The organism is Hyphomicrobium sp. (genome assembly GCF_009026145.1).
Classification (GTDB): domain Bacteria; phylum Pseudomonadota; class Alphaproteobacteria; order Rhizobiales; family Hyphomicrobiaceae; genus Hyphomicrobium_A.
Genome location: NZ_WBUE01000012.1, coordinates 56867 through 72489 on the forward strand (window position 1 = coordinate 56867; position 15623 = coordinate 72489).

Genomic DNA, 15623 nt, shown 5'->3' on the forward strand with positions numbered 1-15623 from the left:
GGACGTATGAACAAGCCAATCATCATCGACGGCAAGTTGATCGAGGTGGAGCCCGGCACCACCATCCTGCAGGCGTGCGAGATGGCCGGCGCCGAGATCCCGCGCTTCTGCTACCACGAGCGCCTGTCGATCGCCGGCAACTGCCGCATGTGCCTAGTCGAGGTGGAGGGTATTCCGAAGCCCATCGCCTCGTGCGCCATGGGCGTCGCCGACCTGCCGCCCAACAAGGACGGCGCCCCGCGCAAGGTCTTGACCGCCAGCCCGCTGGTGAAAGCGGCGCGCGAAGGCGTGATGGAGTTCCTGCTCATCAACCACCCGCTCGACTGCCCGATCTGCGACCAGGGCGGCGAGTGCGACCTGCAGGACCAGGCGATGGCCTACGGCTTCGGCGGCTCGCGCTTCTTAGAGAACAAGCGCGCCGTCGAGGAGAAGTACATCGGCCCGCTGATCAAGACGTTCATGAACCGCTGCATCCACTGCACGCGCTGCGTCCGCTTCATGACCGAGGTGGCGGGCGTGGAGGAGCTGGGCGCCATCGGACGCGGCGAGGACATGGAGATCACCACCTACCTCGATCGCGGCATCCTCTCCGAGCTGTCGGCCAACGTGAACGACTTGTGCCCGGTCGGCGCGCTGACGCATCGGCCGTGGTCGTTCATCGCCCGCCCCTGGGAGCTGGAGAAGACCCAATCCTTCGACGTCATGGACGCGCTCGGCTCGGCCGTCCGCGTCGACACGCGCGGAACCGCGGTGTTGCGCGTGCTGCCGCGTAACAACGACGACGTCAACGAGGAGTGGATCTCCGACAAGACGCGCTTTGCCTGCGACGGCTTGCGCACGCAGCGGCTCGATCATCCTTATGTGCGCCAGGGCGGCAAGCTGCGCCCGGCGAGCTGGGAGGAGGCACTGGCGCTCACCGCCGAAAAGCTCGCCGCGGCGGCGCCCGAGCGCATCGGCGCCATCGCCGGCGATCTCGCCGGTGCCGAGGAGTTGTTCGCGCTCAAGGATCTGTTGACGCGCCTCGGGGTCAGCAACCTCGATTGCCGTCAGGACGGCGCCAAGCTCGACCCGGCGCTGGGCCGCAGCGGCTACCTGTTCAATTCATCCATCGCCGGCATCGATCAGGCCGACGTCATCCTGCTGGTCGGCACCAACCCACGCCTCGAGGCGGCGGTGCTGAATGCCCGCATCCTTAAGCGCTGGCGCCAGGGCGGCCTCAAGGTCGGCGTCATCGGCGAGCCGGCGTCGCTGACCTATGCCTACGAGTACATGGGCGCCGGCGCGCAGACGCTGCAGGAGCTCGCCGAGGGCAAGCATTCGTTCGCCGAGGCGCTGAAGGGCGCCCAGCGGCCGATGATCATCGTCGGCGCCGGTGTGGCGGCGCGCGCCGACGGTGCCGCCATCCTCGGGCTGGCGGCACGCATCGCGCTCGGGGCCATCGAGGGCAAGAACGACGCGGGTTGGAACCCGTTCAACCTGCTGCACACGGCGGCCTCCCGCGTCGCCGGCCTCGATCTCGGCTTCGTGCCGGGGCCGGGCGGCCTCGATGCAGCGGCGCAGCTCGCCGCCGCGCGCGCCGGCAAGCTCGACGTCCTCTATCTGCTCGGCGCCGACGAGATCGAGCTGCCGGCCGCCGGTCAATCGTTCGTCATCTACCAGGGCCACCACGGCGACCGCGGTGCGCACCGTGCCGACGTCATCCTGCCCGGCGCCGCCTACACCGAGAAGAGCGCCACCTACGTCAACACGGAGGGGCGTGCGCAGATGACGGAGCGCTGCGTGTTCCCGCCCGGCGAGGCGAAGGAGGACTGGGCGATCTTGCGCGCGCTGTCGGCCAAGGTCGGCAAGACGCTCCCCTACGATACGCTCGCCGCGCTGCGCGCGGCCATGTACAAGGCGACGCCGGCGCTGGCGCGCCTCAACACGCTGCAGCCGGCGCCGCTCGACGGCGTGCGCGCGCTGGCGAAGATGACGGGCACGCCGGGTAGCGAGGCTTTCGCCTCGCCGATCAAGGACTTCTACTTGACCAACCCGATTGCCCGCGCCTCCACCGTGATGGCGGAGATGAGCGCGCTGAAGAAGACGGTGCAGGACTCGCCGCGCCTCAAGGCCGCCGAGTAGGGAGCAATCAGCCTCATGACCGATAGCTCCTGGCAGCTCTGGTGGGATTATGGCCTGTGGTTCGCCGCAATGCTCGGTTGGAGCCTGCTGACGCTCGTCGTCTTGCTCGTCATCATCGCTTTCCTTCTGCTCATGGACCGCAAGGTGTGGGCGGCGGTGCAGATGCGCCGCGGGCCGAACGTCGTCGGCGCCTTCGGGCTCTTGCAGTCGTTCGCCGACCTTCTGAAGTTCGCCTTCAAGGAGCCGATCATCCCGGCCGGCGCCAACAAGGGCGTGTTCCTCTTGGCGCCAATCGCGACGGCGACCTTCGCGCTCGCCGCCTGGGCGGTGATCCCGGTCAACGAGGACGGCTGGGGCAAGTGGGTGATCTCGGACCTCAACGTCGGCGTGCTGTACCTGCTCGCCCTGTCCTCGCTCGCCGTCTACGGCATCATCATGGGCGGCTGGGCGTCGAACTCGAAGTACCCGTTCATGGGCTCGCTGCGCTCGGCGGCGCAGATGGTGTCGTACGAGGTCTCCATCGGCTTTGTCATCATCACCGTCATCCTGTGCGTCGGCTCGCTCAACCTTACCGACATCGTCAATGCGCAGAAGACCGGCATCGGCACCCGCGCCGGCCTGCCGGCCTCGGCCCTCGACTGGTACTGGCTGGCGCTGCTGCCGATGTTCGTCGTCTTCTTCGTTTCGGCTCTGGCTGAGACCAACCGGCCGCCGTTCGACCTCGTCGAGGCAGAATCGGAGCTGGTCGCGGGCTTCATGGTCGAATACTCCTCGACACCCTATCTCTTGTTCATGCTCGGCGAGTACGTGGCCATCGTGACCATGTGCGCGCTGGCGACGATCCTGTTCCTCGGCGGCTGGCTGCCGCCGGTGGCGGTCGCCCCGTTCACCTGGATACCCGGCATCCTGTGGTTCCTCGCCAAGTGCGTCTTCGTGTTCTTCTTGTTCGCCATGGCGAAGGCGATCGTGCCGCGCTACCGCTACGACCAGCTGATGCGGCTGGGCTGGAAAGTGTTCCTGCCGCTGTCGCTGGTGATGGTCGTCGTCGTCGCAGCAATTCTGCAGTACACGCGCATCGCTTGAGGCGGCGCGGGGAGGGTTGAGAGACGTGGCAATGAACGTTGCACAATCGGCCAAGGCGCTGTTCCTGTGGGAATTCGTGCAGGCGTTCGGCCTCGCCACGCGCTACTTCTTCGCCAAGAAGAAGACGCTCGATTATCCGTTCGAGCGCGGGCCCTTGTCGCCGCGCTTCCGCGGCGAGCACGCGCTACGCCGTTACCCCAACGGCGAGGAGCGCTGCATCGCCTGCAAGCTGTGCGAGGCCATCTGCCCGGCGCAGGCCATCACCATCGAGGCGGGGCCGCGGCGCAACGACGGCACGCGCCGCACCACCCGCTACGACATCGACATGGTCAAGTGCATCTACTGCGGCCTCTGCCAGGAGGCGTGCCCGGTGGATGCCATCGTCGAAGGGCCGAACTTCGAGTTCGCCACCGAGACCCGCGAGGAGCTCTACTACAACAAGGAGAAGCTGCTCGATAACGGTGACCGGTGGGAGCGCGAGATCGCTCGCAATCTGGCGCTCGACGCGCCGTATCGCTGATTTGCCCGGGGACGGGCAGGGAAGGCGCCGGGCGAGACGGCATGCTCTCGGCGCTTGGATTGTGGAGACGCATGGGGTACTCACCCTATCGCGGTGGAACGTGCCGCTGGCTCGACGGGCGGGGCGCTTGAAGCGCCCGCACGTTAAGCGGCGGCCGCAGAGGGCTGTGGAAGCACGATGGCTCTGACGGCGGGTTTCTTCTATCTGTTTGCAGCGCTGGCGGTCGCCGCGGCGGTCATGGTCATCGTGGCCAGGAACCCCGTGCACGCCGTGCTCTTCCTCATCCTCGCCTTCTTCAACGCCGCCGGCCTGTTCGTGCTGCTCGGCGCCGAGTTCCTGGCGATGATCCTCGTCATCGTCTACGTCGGCGCCGTCGCCGTCCTCTTCCTGTTCGTCGTCATGATGCTCGACGTCGATTTCGCGGAGCTGCGCGCCGGCTTCATCAAGAACGCACCGGTCGGCCTGCTCGTCGGCGGCATCGTGCTCGCCGAGCTGATCCTGTTGTTCCTCGGGCGCGGCTTCGGGGTGGGCGTCGCCCAGCATCCCGGCGCGGCCGTGGCCGAGTTGGGGCGCGAGGCCTCCAACACGCTGCAGCTCGGGCTCGTCCTCTACACCCGCTACGTCTACTTCTTCCAAGTGGCAGGCCTGGTGCTGCTCGTCGCCATGGTCGGCGCCATCGTGCTGACGCTGCAACACAAGGCGGGGGTGCGGCGCCAGTCGATCGCCAGCCAAGTCGCGCGCACGCCGGCGACCGGGGTCGAGATCGTCAAGGTGCCCGCCGGCGGCGCGATCATTCCGGCGGCGGCGAAGAGCTCTCCTGCCGGAGCGCGAAGCTGATGCGGCAAGCGGGGGATCAATGACCATCGGGCTTGGACATTACCTGACAGTCGCCGCGTGCCTGTTCACGCTCGGCATGCTCGGCATCTTCCTCAACCGCAAGAACGTCATCGTCATCCTGATGTCGATCGAGCTCATGCTGCTCGCCGTCAACATCAACCTCGTGGCGTTCTCCTACTTTCTCGGCGACCTCGTGGGGCAGGTGTTCGCCCTGTTCAACCTGACGGTCGCCGCCGCCGAGGCGGCCATCGGGCTCGCCATCGTCGTCGTCTACTTCCGCAACCGCGGCTCGATCGCGGTGGAAGACATCAACATGATGAAGGGCTGAGGGGCATGATCTACTCGGCCATCGTCTTCCTGCCGGCGCTCGGCGCCCTCATCGCCGGCTTGTTCGGGCGCCTGCTCGGCCCGCGCCCGTCGGAGGTGATCACCAGCAGCCTGCTGATCGTCTCCTGCGTGCTGTCGTGGATCGTGTTCTGGCGCGTCGGCTTCGGGCACGAGACGGCGCACGTCGCCATCGAGCGCTGGATCACGTCGGGAGAGCTTGACGTCGGCTGGGCGTTCAAGGTCGACACGCTCACGGCCGTGATGTTCGTGGTGGTGACGACGGTATCGGCGGTCGTGCACGTCTACTCCATCGGCTACATGGAGGAGGACGACTCGCGCGAGCGCTTCTTCGCCTACCTGTCGGGCTTCACCTTCGCCATGCTGATGCTGGTGACGTCCGACAACCTGGTGCAGATGTTCTTCGGCTGGGAGGGCGTCGGCCTCTTCTCCTACCTCTTGATCGGCTTCTGGTACAAAAAGCCGGAAGCCAACGCCGCGGCCATCAAGGCCTTCATCGTCAACCGCGTCGGCGACTTCGGGTTTGCCCTCGGCATCTTCGGGCTGTTCGCCGTCTTCCGCACCGTCAACCTCGACCAGCTGTTCGACGCGGCTCCCGGCATGGCGGGCAAGTCGTTCGAGTTCCTCGGCTATCAGGTCGACATCCTGACCACGTTGAGCCTGCTGTTGTTCATGGGCGCCATGGGCAAGTCGGCGCAGTTCCTGCTGCACACCTGGCTGCCCGACGCCATGGAAGGCCCGACGCCGGTCTCGGCGCTGATCCACGCCGCGACCATGGTGACGGCCGGCGTGTTCATGGTGGCGCGCCTATCGCCGATCTTCGAGCACGCCCCCGACGCGCTGCAGTTCGTCATTCTCATCGGCGCCGTCACCGCCTTCTTTGCGGCGACCGTGGGCCTGGTGCAGAACGACATCAAGCGCGTCATCGCCTATTCGACCTGCTCGCAGCTCGGGTACATGTTCGTCGCCTGCGGCGTCGGCGCCTACCAGGCCGGCATCTTCCACCTGTTCACGCATGCTTTCTTCAAGGCGCTGCTGTTCCTCGGCGCCGGCTCGGTGATCCACGCCATGCATCACCAGCAGGACATGCGCAAAATGGGCGGCTTGCGGCCCAAGCTGCAGTTCACCTGGGCGATGATGCTGATCGGCACCCTGGCGCTGACCGGCTTCGGCATCCCGCACATCGCCGGCCTGTCGGGCTTCTATTCCAAGGACACCATCATCGAGGCAGCCTACGCGGCGCACACGCCCAACGATTACGCGTTCTGGGCGCTGGTCATCGCCGCGCTGATGACCTCGTTCTACTCCTGGCGGCTGATGTTCATGACCTTCCATGGCCCGACGCGCGCCGACATCCAGACGTACAAGCACGCCCACGAGAGCCCGTCGGTGATGCTGGTGCCGCTCGCCGTGCTCGCCTTCGGCGCCATCGTCGCCGGCGCCGCGACGCCGTTCTTCGTCGGCGAGGGTCAGCACGAATTCTGGGGCAAGGCCATCTTCAACGGCGCGCACAACCACATCCTGCACGCCATCCACGAGCTCCCCGATTGGGTGCCGTGGGCGCCGACCATCGCCATGGCGGCCGGCTTCTTGTTCGCCTACCTCTACTATATCGCCGTGCCCTCGCTGCCGGCCGTGACGGCGCGCGTCTTCCGTCCGCTGTACCTGTTCCTGCTCAACAAGTGGTACTTCGACGAGCTTTACGACGCGATCTTCGTGCGCCCCACTTTCTGGCTGGGGAACTTCCTATGGAAGGTCGGCGACATCAACATCATCAACGGGCTGATCGACGGGACCGCTGCCGGCGTCTTCGAGGTCACGGCGCGCGCCGTGCGCATCCAGACGGGCTACGTCTACCACTACGCCTTCGTCATGCTGATCGGCGTCGCGCTGCTCGTCAGCTACGTCATGTTCATGGGTGGGCCGCGCTAGTATGATGATCGAGAAGTTCGCTACATCATCCGCGGCTGGGTCGAGAAGCGAACTTCTCGATCTGAATCATACTAGCAGGTTGATTCTGCTAGTGTCCTTCAGATCGCGAAATTCGTTCCCCACGTGCGGCACAAAACGACGAATTTCGCGATCAGGACACTAGATGGATCTCTCCTCCGCCCCCCTCCTGTCGATCGTGATGTTCATGCCGCTGGTCGGCGCGCTCATCATCGGCTTCCTCAACCGCGACGCCAAGGGCAACGCCCGCTGGGTGGCGCTGTGGACGACGATTGTCACCTTCCTCATCTCGCTCCTCATCTGGGTGAGGTTCGACCCGACCAATGCCGGCTTCCAGTTCGTCGAAGAGCGCGCCTGGCTCGACCTCTTCAAGTTCAAGCTCGGCGTCGACGGCATCTCGATGCTGTTCGTCATACTGACGACGTTCCTGATGCCGCTATGCATCCTGCAGAGCTGGGTGGTCATCGAGAAGCGCGTCAAGGAGTACATGATCGCCTTCCTGGTGCTCGAGACGCTGATGATCGGCGTCTTCTGTGCGCTCGATCTGGTGCTCTTCTACGTGTTCTTCGAGGGCGGCCTCATCCCGATGTTCCTCATCATCGGCATCTGGGGTGGCCCGCGCCGCGTCTATGCGACCTTCAAGTTCTTCCTCTATACGCTGCTCGGCTCGGTGCTGATGCTGCTGGCGCTGCTGGCCATGTACTGGCACACGGGCACCACCGATATTCCCACGCTGATGACCACCAAGCTCCCGGCCGATATGCAGTGGTGGCTCTGGCTCGCCTTTTTCGCCTCGTTCGCGGTGAAGCTGCCGATGTGGCCGGTGCACACCTGGTTGCCGGACGCGCACGTCGAGGCGCCGACGGCCGGCTCCGTGGTGCTGGCGGCCATCCTGCTGAAGATGGGCGGCTACGGCTTCCTGCGCTTCTCGGTGCCGATGTTCCCGCTGGCGAGCGAGCAACTGGCGCCGTTCATGTTCACGCTGTCGATCATCGCCATCATCTACACCTCGCTGGTCGCTCTGGCGCAGACCGACCTGAAGAAGCTGATCGCTTATTCGTCGGTGGCCCACATGGGCTTCGTCACGCTCGGCATCTTCACGTTCTCCACCCAGGGCGTCGAAGGCGCCATCTTCCAGATGCTGTCGCACGGCATCATCTCGGCCGGGCTCTTCCTCTGCGTCGGCGTCGTCTACGACCGCATGCACACGCACGAGATCGAGGTGTTCGGCGGCCTCGTCAACCGCATGCCGATCTACGCGGCGTTCTTCATGGTGTTCACGCTCGGCAACGTCGGGCTGCCGGGCACGAGCGGGTTCATTGGCGAGTTCCTTACCCTGCTGGCCTCCTTCAAGGTCAATACCTGGGCGGCTCTCTTCGCCACCACCGGCGTCATCCTGTCGGCGGCGTACGCGCTCTACGTCTACCGGCGCGTCATCTTCGGGGCGCTGGTGAAGCCGGCACTGAAGAACATCGAGGACGTGAGCTACCGCGAGATTGTCGTGATCGGGCCGCTCGTCGTCTTGACCATCTTCTTCGGCTTCTATCCATCGCCGATCCTCGACGTCACCGCCGTGTCGGTGAAGAAGCTGGTCGCCTCCTACGAGGCGTCGGTGCGTCCACCGGTGGCGAAGACGCCTGCCGCACCCGTGCCAGCCGCACCCGCATCCCCGGCGCCCGCGCCGGCCCACGAGTAGAGGACGGCTGCGATGCAAGCCCTGATCAGCTACGCGCCGATGTTGCCCGAGATCGCCATCACGCTCGGCGCCATGGCCATCCTCATGCTCGCCGTGTTCCGCAAGCACGGCGCGCCCGGCGTCGACTTCGTCTCCGGCTGGCTGACGGTGATCGTGCTGGTTGTCGCCGGCGCCCTCGTCATCTACGGCGACACCGCCCGCGAGGTGCTGTTCGAAGGCGCCTTCATCAGCGACGCCTTCAGCCGCTTCTCCAAGCTGCTCGTCCTCGGCGGCGCGGCGCTGGTGCTCGTCATGTCGTTCGACAGTCTCGCCCGCGCCAAGCTGCTGACGGCCGAGCTGTGCGTACTGACCCTGCTCGCCGTGGCCGGCATGCTGCTCATGGTGTCGGCCGGCAACCTCATCGCGCTGTTCCTCGGCCTCGAATTGCAGAGCCTGGCGCTGTACGTCATCGCCGCCATCGACCGCGGCCAGGTGCGCTCCTCGGAGGCGGGGCTCAAGTATTTCGTGCTCGGCTCGCTGTCGTCCGGCATGCTGCTCTACGGCGCCTCGCTGATCTACGGCTTCACCGGCTCGATCGACCTTTCTGTCATCGCCTCCGTCGCGCAGGGCCAGCCGGCGGCGCAGAACATCGGGCTCATCGTCGGGCTCGTGTTCCTGCTCGTCGGCCTCGCCTTCAAGGTCGCCGCCGTGCCGTTCCACATGTGGACCCCCGACGTGTACGAGGGCGCGCCGACCCCGGTCACCGCCTTCTTCGCCGCCGCGCCCAAGCTCGCCGCCATGGCGCTGCTCGTGCGCACGCTGCTGTCGGGCTTTCCCGGCATCGCCGCCCAGTGGCAGCAGATCGTCGTCTTCCTCTCCATCGCCTCGATGCTGCTCGGCGCCTTCGCCGCCATCGGCCAGCGCAACATCAAGCGGCTGATGGCGTACTCGTCGATCGGCCACATCGGCTACGCGCTGATCGGGCTCGCCGCCTTTAGCGAGGCCGGAACGCAGTCGGTGCTCGTCTATCTCGCCATCTACATCGTCATGACCATCGGCACCTTCGCCTGCATCCTGTCGATGCGCACCGAGACGGGGCCGGTGGAGGACATCGAGTCGCTCGCCGGCCTCGCCAACACGAACCTCTCCATGGCCTTCGTGCTGGCCATGCTGCTGTTCTCCATGGCCGGCATCCCCCCGCTCGCCGGATTTTTCGCCAAGCTGTACGTATTCGGCGCCGCGGTGAAAGCCGGGCTCTACACGCTCGCCGTCATTGGCGTGCTGGCCAGCGTCGTCGGCGCCTACTATTATCTGCGCATTGTGAAGATCATGTTCTTCGACGAGGCGACGACGAGCTTCCTGCCGGTGGAGCGCGGCGCCGGGTTCGTCATGACGCTGTCGGGTGCCTTCGTGCTGCTGTTCGTGCTCATTCCGGCCCCGCTCGCCGACGCGGCGCTCACTGCGGCGCGGGCGCTGCACGTTGCCGCCACCGCCGCCACCCAATGATCAACGCACCGGCCGGGCTGCCGGAGGGCTGCGGACTGCTGCACCTCAGCGAGGTGGATGGGACGAATGCCGAGGCCATGCGGCGCGTGCTCGGCGGCGAGCGCGGGCCGTTGTGGATTATCTCCGATCGGCAGACGGCGGGGCGCGGACGTTCGGGCCGCGCCTGGGCCTCCGAGCCCGGCAACCTGTTCGCCAGCTTCATCGCCGCTCTCGACTGCCAGCCGGCCAAGGCCGCGCAGCTCTCGCTCGTCGCCGGCATCGCCACCGTCGAAGCCATACGCCGCGCACGACCGATGCCCGGTCTGCGCCTGAAATGGCCAAATGACGTTCTCATCGGCACCGCGAAAGCGGGCGGCATCCTCGTTGAAAGCACCTCGCGTCCGGCGCCGCCGCGCACCGTCGCCGTTATTGGCTTCGGTCTTAACCTCGTTGCTGCGCCGCAAGACCTGGGGCGGGCCGCGACATTTCTCGCGGCGCACGGATTAGTGCTTTCGCCGCGCGAGGCGTTGTGCTTCCTGGCGCACACCATGAACGACTGGATCAGAATCTGGGACGGCGGGGAGGGCTTCGCGCAGGTGCGCGAGGCGTGGCTCGAGCGCGCCGGGCCGAAGGGCGAGGCGCTCACCGTCAATGCCGCGGGCGGGCCTGTCTCGGGCACCTTCGCCGGCCTCGACGACACGGGTGCGCTGCTGCTCGACGACGCCGACGGGCGCCAGCTCAGCTTCGCCTTCGGGGATGTCATGCTCGCTGTGAAAGACGACAGCGCATGAACGAAAAGAAGCGTGCGACGCGCCGCGGCACTGGCGGCGACGAACTCGTATTCCTGGCGCTCGGCGGTCTCGGCGAGATCGGCATGAACGCCTATCTTTACGGTTTCGGCCCGGAGGATCGGCGCCGCTGGCTGATGGTCGATTGCGGCATCACCTTCCCGGAGGGCGAGTTCGACCCGGGCATCGACGTCATTCTGCCCGACGTACGCTTCATCGAGGAGAACCGCGCCGACCTCGCCGGCATCGTCATCACGCATGCCCATGAAGACCACATCGGTGCCGTCATCGAGCTGTGGCCGCGCCTAAAGGTGCCCGTCTACGCAACGCCGTTCACCGCCGGCATGCTGAAATCGAAGCTCGCCGAGCACGGCAACGGGCTGCAGATCCCCATCGACGTCATCGCGCTCGACTCGCAGTTCAACGTCGGGCCGTTCAGCATCGAATTGTTCAGCCTCGCCCATTCGATCCCCGAGATGAGCGCGCTGGCCATCCGCACGCCGCTCGGCACCGTGTTCCATACCGGTGACTGGAAGCTCGACGCCACCCCGACCATAGGTACGCCGCTCAACGTCGCGCGCATGCAGAAGCTGGGCGATGAGGGCGTGCTGGCTCTCGTCATCGATTCCACCAACGCCTTTCGCGAGGGCATCTCGCCGTCGGAGCTGGACGTTGCCCGCTCGCTGACCGAGATCGTCAAAGATGCGCCCCGCCGCGTCGCCGTGACGACGTTCTCCTCCAACGTGGCGCGGGTCAAAGCCGTCGCCGAAGCTGCGCGTGCCGCGGGCCGCCAGCTGGTCGTCGCCGGGCGGGCCCTGCATCGCGTGATCGAGGTCGCCGTCGACACCGGCTACCTGCCGCAGGGCTTCCGCTATCTCGATCAGGACCAGTTCACCTACCTCGACCGCAAGGACGTCGTACTTTTGTGCACCGGCAGCCAGGGCGAGGCGCGTGCGGCCCTCGCCCGCATCGCCGAGGAGGAGCACCCCGACGTCTCGCTCGACAAGGGCGACCTCGTGATCTTCTCCTCGCGCACCATCCCCGGCAACGAGAAGGCCGTCGGGCGCATCCAGAACAACCTCGCCCGCAACGGCTGCGAAATTCTCACCGACAACGAGGCGCTCGTGCACGTCTCGGGGCACCCGCGGCGCGACGAGTTGCGCCAGATGTACCGCTGGATGCGGCCGAAGATCGCCGTCCCCATGCATGGCGAGGCGCGCCACATCAAGGCCCAGGCCGAGCTCGCGCGCGACATGGGCGTTTCGACCGTATTCCCGCTCACCGATGGCGAGATCCTGCGCCTGGCGCCCGATCCGGCGGTGATCGACGATGCGCCCGTCGGGCGGCTGTTCCGTGACGGGCGCCTGCTCGTCACGGAGGCCGAGGGTCCGGTACGCGAGCGCCGCAAGCTCTCGATTGTGGGCGTCGTCGCCGTCAGCCTCTGCCTGTCGCGCAAGGGGGCTGTGCTCGCCGATCCGCAGGCCGTCATCGACGGCGTGCCGGGCGAGAACGCCGAGGGCGAGGCCATGGTCGACATCGTGCTCGATGCGGTCGACGGTACCCTGCGCTCCATTCCCCAGCAAAACCGCAAGAATCCCGAGTTGGTGGGCGAGGCGGTGCGCCGCGCCGTGCGCGCCGCCGTCAACGAGGCTTGGGGCAAGAAGCCCATTTGCAAGGTGTTCGTGAACGTGGTCGATAGTAAGTGAATGCCCTCTCCCCGTCCTTACGGGGAGAGGGCCGGGGTGAGGGGCAGCCGCTCGTGTCGGCGCGAGGTTCTGTCCCTCACCCTAGCCCTCTCCCCATCACAAGGGCGATGGGGAGAGGGGATACAGAGGAAGCTTGCATGATCGGACGTCTCAACCACGTTGCCATCGCGGTGAAGGACCTCGCCGCCGCCACCGCCGTCTACCGCGATGCGCTGGGCGCGCAGGTGACGGCGCCGCTGCCGCAGCCCGAGCACGGCGTGACGGTGGTGTTCATCACGCTGCCGAACACCAAGATCGAGCTCCTGGAGCCGATGGGCGAAAGCTCGCCCATCGCCAAGTTCCTGGAGAAGAGCCCGGATGGTGGCATCCACCACGTCTGCTACGAGGTGGATGACATCCTGGCCGCGCGCGACAAGCTGAAGGCGCAGGGCGCGCGCGTATTGGGCGACGGAACGCCGAAAATCGGCGCCCACGGCAAGCCAGTGCTGTTCCTGCACCCGAAGGACTTCTGCGGCACGCTGGTCGAGCTCGAGCAGGCCTGACGCCCCGAGCAAGAGGAGTACGCCCATGGATCGGGTGATGGCCGTCGCGGTCTACATCTTCATCTGGTGGATCGTGCTGTTCGCCGTGCTCCCGTTCGGGGTGCGCACCCAGCAGGAGGAGGGCAGCGTGGTGCCTGGGACGCCCGAGAGCGCGCCATCCAAGCCGCGCCTGTTGCGCATCTTCCTCATCAACACGCTGGTGGCGACGATCGTCTTCGCGCTCGTCTACGCGGCGATCGTCTACAAAGTCATCACGCCGGAAAACATTCCCTATCCGTGATGCCAGCGCGCCCTCGGCATGTGCAAAAACGCAAAGAGCAAGGTCCATTGGAACCTTGCTCCCGCGCATCGTCGTTGCTTCTTCTGTAGCGTGGAGCACCACAGCGAACGCGCGCCGCAGGCTCTACACGTCGGCAGCTATCGACCACCTGAATGGGTAGTCCCGCGCCGCTATCTTCCCTAGACTTGGGCTGTCTGCCGCCTGTTTCTGCGGCTTATGACCCACCCTTATGGCCAGTACGTTTACTCGACGCGCGGCCTTCTGTCACGCGGCTTCATGCGTCGATGCGAAAATATTTTTGCGCTCCTCCGAGCTGCAATTCGCGCGTGTAATCAAGGCCGCCGCGCACCTCATGCCGATCAGCTCTGTGCTCGCCCGGACGGATTACGGGCGTGTCGCCAAACTGCGCACAGCGCCGTCCGCGAGCGGGATTGCCACCCGCCCGGATTAACGCTACCAGCCCCGTTTGACAGGCCTCAGAGCCCGTAAACACGCGCCGGCGCGCCTGCTCCGGCCCTGCAAAGAGCCGGCCCGCCATGCGCCTATCCCGTTTCTTCCTGTGCGTCCGATCGGCTCCAGGTACGTCGAGGGCGAGCCAATGAGCAAGCGGGCGCTATCGGTCACGCGCGAACAGAATTTTCCTGAGTGGTATCAAGCTGCCGTGCGCGACGGCGACATGGCCGAGACGAGCCCGGTGCGCGGCTGCATGGTGATCAAGCCGTGGGGCTGGGGCGTTTGGGAGCGCATCCAGGCCGAGCTCGATGCCCGCATCAAGGAAACGGGCCACGACAACTGCTACTTCCCGCTGTTCATTCCGATGAGCTTCATCGCCAAGGAGGCCGAGCACGTCGAGGGCTTCGCCAAGGAGATGGCGGTCGTCACCCACCACCGCTTGAAGAACGTCGGTGGCGAGCTGGTCGTCGATCCCGCCGCGAAGCTCGAGGAGCCGCTGATCGTGCGGCCGACCTCGGAGACGATCATCGGCGACGCGTTCCAGCGCTGGATCAAGAGCTATCGCGACCTGCCGCTGCTCATCAACCAGTGGGCCAACGTGGTGCGCTGGGAGATGCGCACGCGCCTCTTTTTGCGCACCGCCGAATTCCTCTGGCAGGAGGGGCACACGGCGCACGCCGACCGCGATGATGCCATGGCCGAGACGCTGAAGATGCTCGAGGTCTATCGCGAGTTCGCCGAAAGCGTGCTCGCGATGCCCGTGATCGCCGGCGAGAAGCCCGCCAACGAGCGTTTCCCCGGTGCCGACAATACCTATTCGATCGAGGCGATGATGCAGGATGGAAAGGCGCTGCAGGCCGGCACCTCGCACTATCTCGGCACGCACTTCGCCGAAGCCCAGAACATCCAGTTCCAGAACCGCGAGGGCCAGCTCGCGTACTGCCACACGACGAGCTGGGGCGTGTCGACCCGCCTCATCGGCGGTGTGATCATGACGCACGGCGACGACGACGGCCTGCGGCTGCCGCCGAAAATCGCGCCGCGCCAGATCGTCATCGTGCCCATGCTGCGTGACAAGCCAGAGGACAAGGAGCTGCTCGATTATTGCGCCGCGCTCGAGAAGGAGCTGAAGGCGGCGGGCATCCGCGTGCTCGTCGACGCCAAGCCGGTGAAGTCGGCCGAGAAGCGCTGGAACTGGGTGCGCCGTGGCGCGCCGGTGATCGTCGAGATCGGCGGGCGCGACGCCGCCGGCGGAAACGTCACCTACATGCGCCGCGATGCGCTGCGCGAGGGCGACAAGGTCGTCTCGCACACCCGGCCGCGCGCCGAGTTCGTGGCCGGGGCGCCGGCGCTTCTGGATGACATTCAGGGCCGGCTGTTTGCCGAGGCCAAGGCGCGCCTCGATGGCAACATCATCTCGGGCATCAAGACGTTCGATGAGCTCGCCGAGTACTTCGGCGCCGCCGAGGCCGAGGACGAGGGCGGCGCGTTCAAGGGCTGGGCGTGCGTCGCCTGGTCGAAACCCGAAGGCAACCAGCTGGAGGCGATTGCGGAACGGTTAAAAGCACTTAAGCTCACGATCCGCAACGCCCCGCTGGCTCAAAAGCCGATTGAGGGCGCGTGTCTGTTCACGGGTGGGCCTGCTCGGCAGTATGTGCTGATCGGGCGCGCCTATTAGAGCGGGCGAGGGGTCGAAGATGGACCAGAAAGGCCGTTCCCCGCGCAACGCAATCTGGCCTGAATGCGGCGGTAGCTCTGCTGCGCCGGCCACGGAGAGCGAGGGAGCTTTCGCGGGGCAGGCAGTGGCGTGGCCGATCGAACGGGTGCGGGCCGACGCG

Annotated in this window: 13 protein-coding genes; all 13 read left to right on the forward strand. The window is 66.2% G+C overall.

The window, feature by feature from the left end; translation table 11 throughout:
• Nucleotides 1-6 precede the first annotated feature (6 nt).
• The 13 genes from nuoG (at nt 7) to proS (ending at nt 15463) form a co-directional block, all read left to right on the forward strand.
• Nucleotides 7-2121 (forward strand): NADH-quinone oxidoreductase subunit NuoG, encoded by a 2115-nt coding sequence (gene nuoG, locus F9K20_RS11230; protein ID WP_291001341.1) that lies wholly within the window; start codon nt 7-9, stop codon nt 2119-2121.
• 15 nt (nt 2122-2136) lie between these two features.
• Nucleotides 2137-3204: an NADH-quinone oxidoreductase subunit NuoH gene (gene nuoH / locus F9K20_RS11235; protein ID WP_291001344.1), complete on the forward strand. Its 1068-nt coding sequence runs from the start codon at nt 2137-2139 to the stop codon at nt 3202-3204.
• Nucleotides 3205-3235: 31 nt separating this feature from the next.
• A complete protein-coding gene (nuoI, locus tag F9K20_RS11240; protein WP_291001347.1) occupies nt 3236-3724 on the forward strand; it encodes an NADH-quinone oxidoreductase subunit NuoI in 489 nt (162 codons plus the stop codon).
• Between the two features lie 177 nt (nt 3725-3901).
• On the forward strand, nt 3902-4561 hold the full coding sequence (locus tag F9K20_RS11245) for an NADH-quinone oxidoreductase subunit J (RefSeq protein WP_291001351.1): 660 nt from the start codon (nt 3902-3904) through the stop codon (nt 4559-4561).
• A 19-nt stretch (nt 4562-4580) separates the two neighbouring features.
• Complete coding sequence (nuoK, locus tag F9K20_RS11250; protein ID WP_291001354.1) at nt 4581-4889, forward strand: NADH-quinone oxidoreductase subunit NuoK; 309 nt, start codon at nt 4581-4583, stop codon at nt 4887-4889.
• A gap of 8 nt (nt 4890-4897) precedes the next feature.
• A complete protein-coding gene (gene nuoL / locus F9K20_RS11255; protein WP_291001448.1) occupies nt 4898-6838 on the forward strand; it encodes an NADH-quinone oxidoreductase subunit L in 1941 nt (646 codons plus the stop codon).
• 163 nt (nt 6839-7001) lie between these two features.
• The gene (locus tag F9K20_RS11260) at nt 7002-8552 is read left to right on the forward strand and encodes an NADH-quinone oxidoreductase subunit M (RefSeq protein WP_291001357.1); all 1551 of its coding nucleotides are present in this window, start codon (nt 7002-7004) and stop codon (nt 8550-8552) included.
• A gap of 12 nt (nt 8553-8564) precedes the next feature.
• Complete coding sequence (gene nuoN / locus F9K20_RS11265) at nt 8565-10037, forward strand: NADH-quinone oxidoreductase subunit NuoN (RefSeq protein ID WP_291001360.1); 1473 nt, start codon at nt 8565-8567, stop codon at nt 10035-10037.
• Nucleotides 10034-10807, forward strand: coding sequence for a biotin--[acetyl-CoA-carboxylase] ligase (locus tag F9K20_RS11270; RefSeq protein ID WP_291001363.1), 774 nt, complete (start codon nt 10034-10036; stop codon nt 10805-10807). The genes nuoN and F9K20_RS11270 overlap by 4 nt, the downstream gene beginning before the upstream one ends.
• A complete protein-coding gene (locus F9K20_RS11275; protein ID WP_291001366.1) occupies nt 10804-12510 on the forward strand; it encodes a ribonuclease J in 1707 nt (568 codons plus the stop codon). The genes F9K20_RS11270 and F9K20_RS11275 overlap by 4 nt, the downstream gene beginning before the upstream one ends.
• 137 nt (nt 12511-12647) lie before the next feature.
• Complete coding sequence (gene mce, locus F9K20_RS11280) at nt 12648-13052, forward strand: methylmalonyl-CoA epimerase (RefSeq protein WP_291001369.1); 405 nt, start codon at nt 12648-12650, stop codon at nt 13050-13052.
• 25 nt (nt 13053-13077) lie between these two features.
• A complete protein-coding gene (locus F9K20_RS11285; RefSeq protein WP_291001372.1) occupies nt 13078-13332 on the forward strand; it encodes a DUF1467 family protein in 255 nt (84 codons plus the stop codon).
• A gap of 598 nt (nt 13333-13930) precedes the next feature.
• On the forward strand, nt 13931-15463 hold the full coding sequence (gene proS, locus F9K20_RS11290) for a proline--tRNA ligase (RefSeq protein WP_291001374.1): 1533 nt from the start codon (nt 13931-13933) through the stop codon (nt 15461-15463).
• Nucleotides 15464-15623: the final 160 nt, after the last annotated feature.

Coding starts and splice junctions, on each gene's coding strand:
- nuoG (WP_291001341.1), top strand. CDS start 7: ATGAACAAGCCAATCATCATCGACGGCAAGTTGATCGAGGTGGAGCCC.
- nuoH (WP_291001344.1), top strand. CDS start 2,137: ATGACCGATAGCTCCTGGCAGCTCTGGTGGGATTATGGCCTGTGGTTC.
- nuoI (WP_291001347.1), top strand. CDS start 3,236: ATGAACGTTGCACAATCGGCCAAGGCGCTGTTCCTGTGGGAATTCGTG.
- F9K20_RS11245 (WP_291001351.1), top strand. CDS start 3,902: ATGGCTCTGACGGCGGGTTTCTTCTATCTGTTTGCAGCGCTGGCGGTC.
- nuoK (WP_291001354.1), top strand. CDS start 4,581: ATGACCATCGGGCTTGGACATTACCTGACAGTCGCCGCGTGCCTGTTC.
- F9K20_RS11260 (WP_291001357.1), top strand. CDS start 7,002: ATGGATCTCTCCTCCGCCCCCCTCCTGTCGATCGTGATGTTCATGCCG.
- nuoN (WP_291001360.1), top strand. CDS start 8,565: ATGCAAGCCCTGATCAGCTACGCGCCGATGTTGCCCGAGATCGCCATC.
- F9K20_RS11270 (WP_291001363.1), top strand. CDS start 10,034: ATGATCAACGCACCGGCCGGGCTGCCGGAGGGCTGCGGACTGCTGCAC.
- F9K20_RS11275 (WP_291001366.1), top strand. CDS start 10,804: ATGAACGAAAAGAAGCGTGCGACGCGCCGCGGCACTGGCGGCGACGAA.
- mce (WP_291001369.1), top strand. CDS start 12,648: ATGATCGGACGTCTCAACCACGTTGCCATCGCGGTGAAGGACCTCGCC.
- F9K20_RS11285 (WP_291001372.1), top strand. CDS start 13,078: ATGGATCGGGTGATGGCCGTCGCGGTCTACATCTTCATCTGGTGGATC.
- proS (WP_291001374.1), top strand. CDS start 13,931: ATGAGCAAGCGGGCGCTATCGGTCACGCGCGAACAGAATTTTCCTGAG.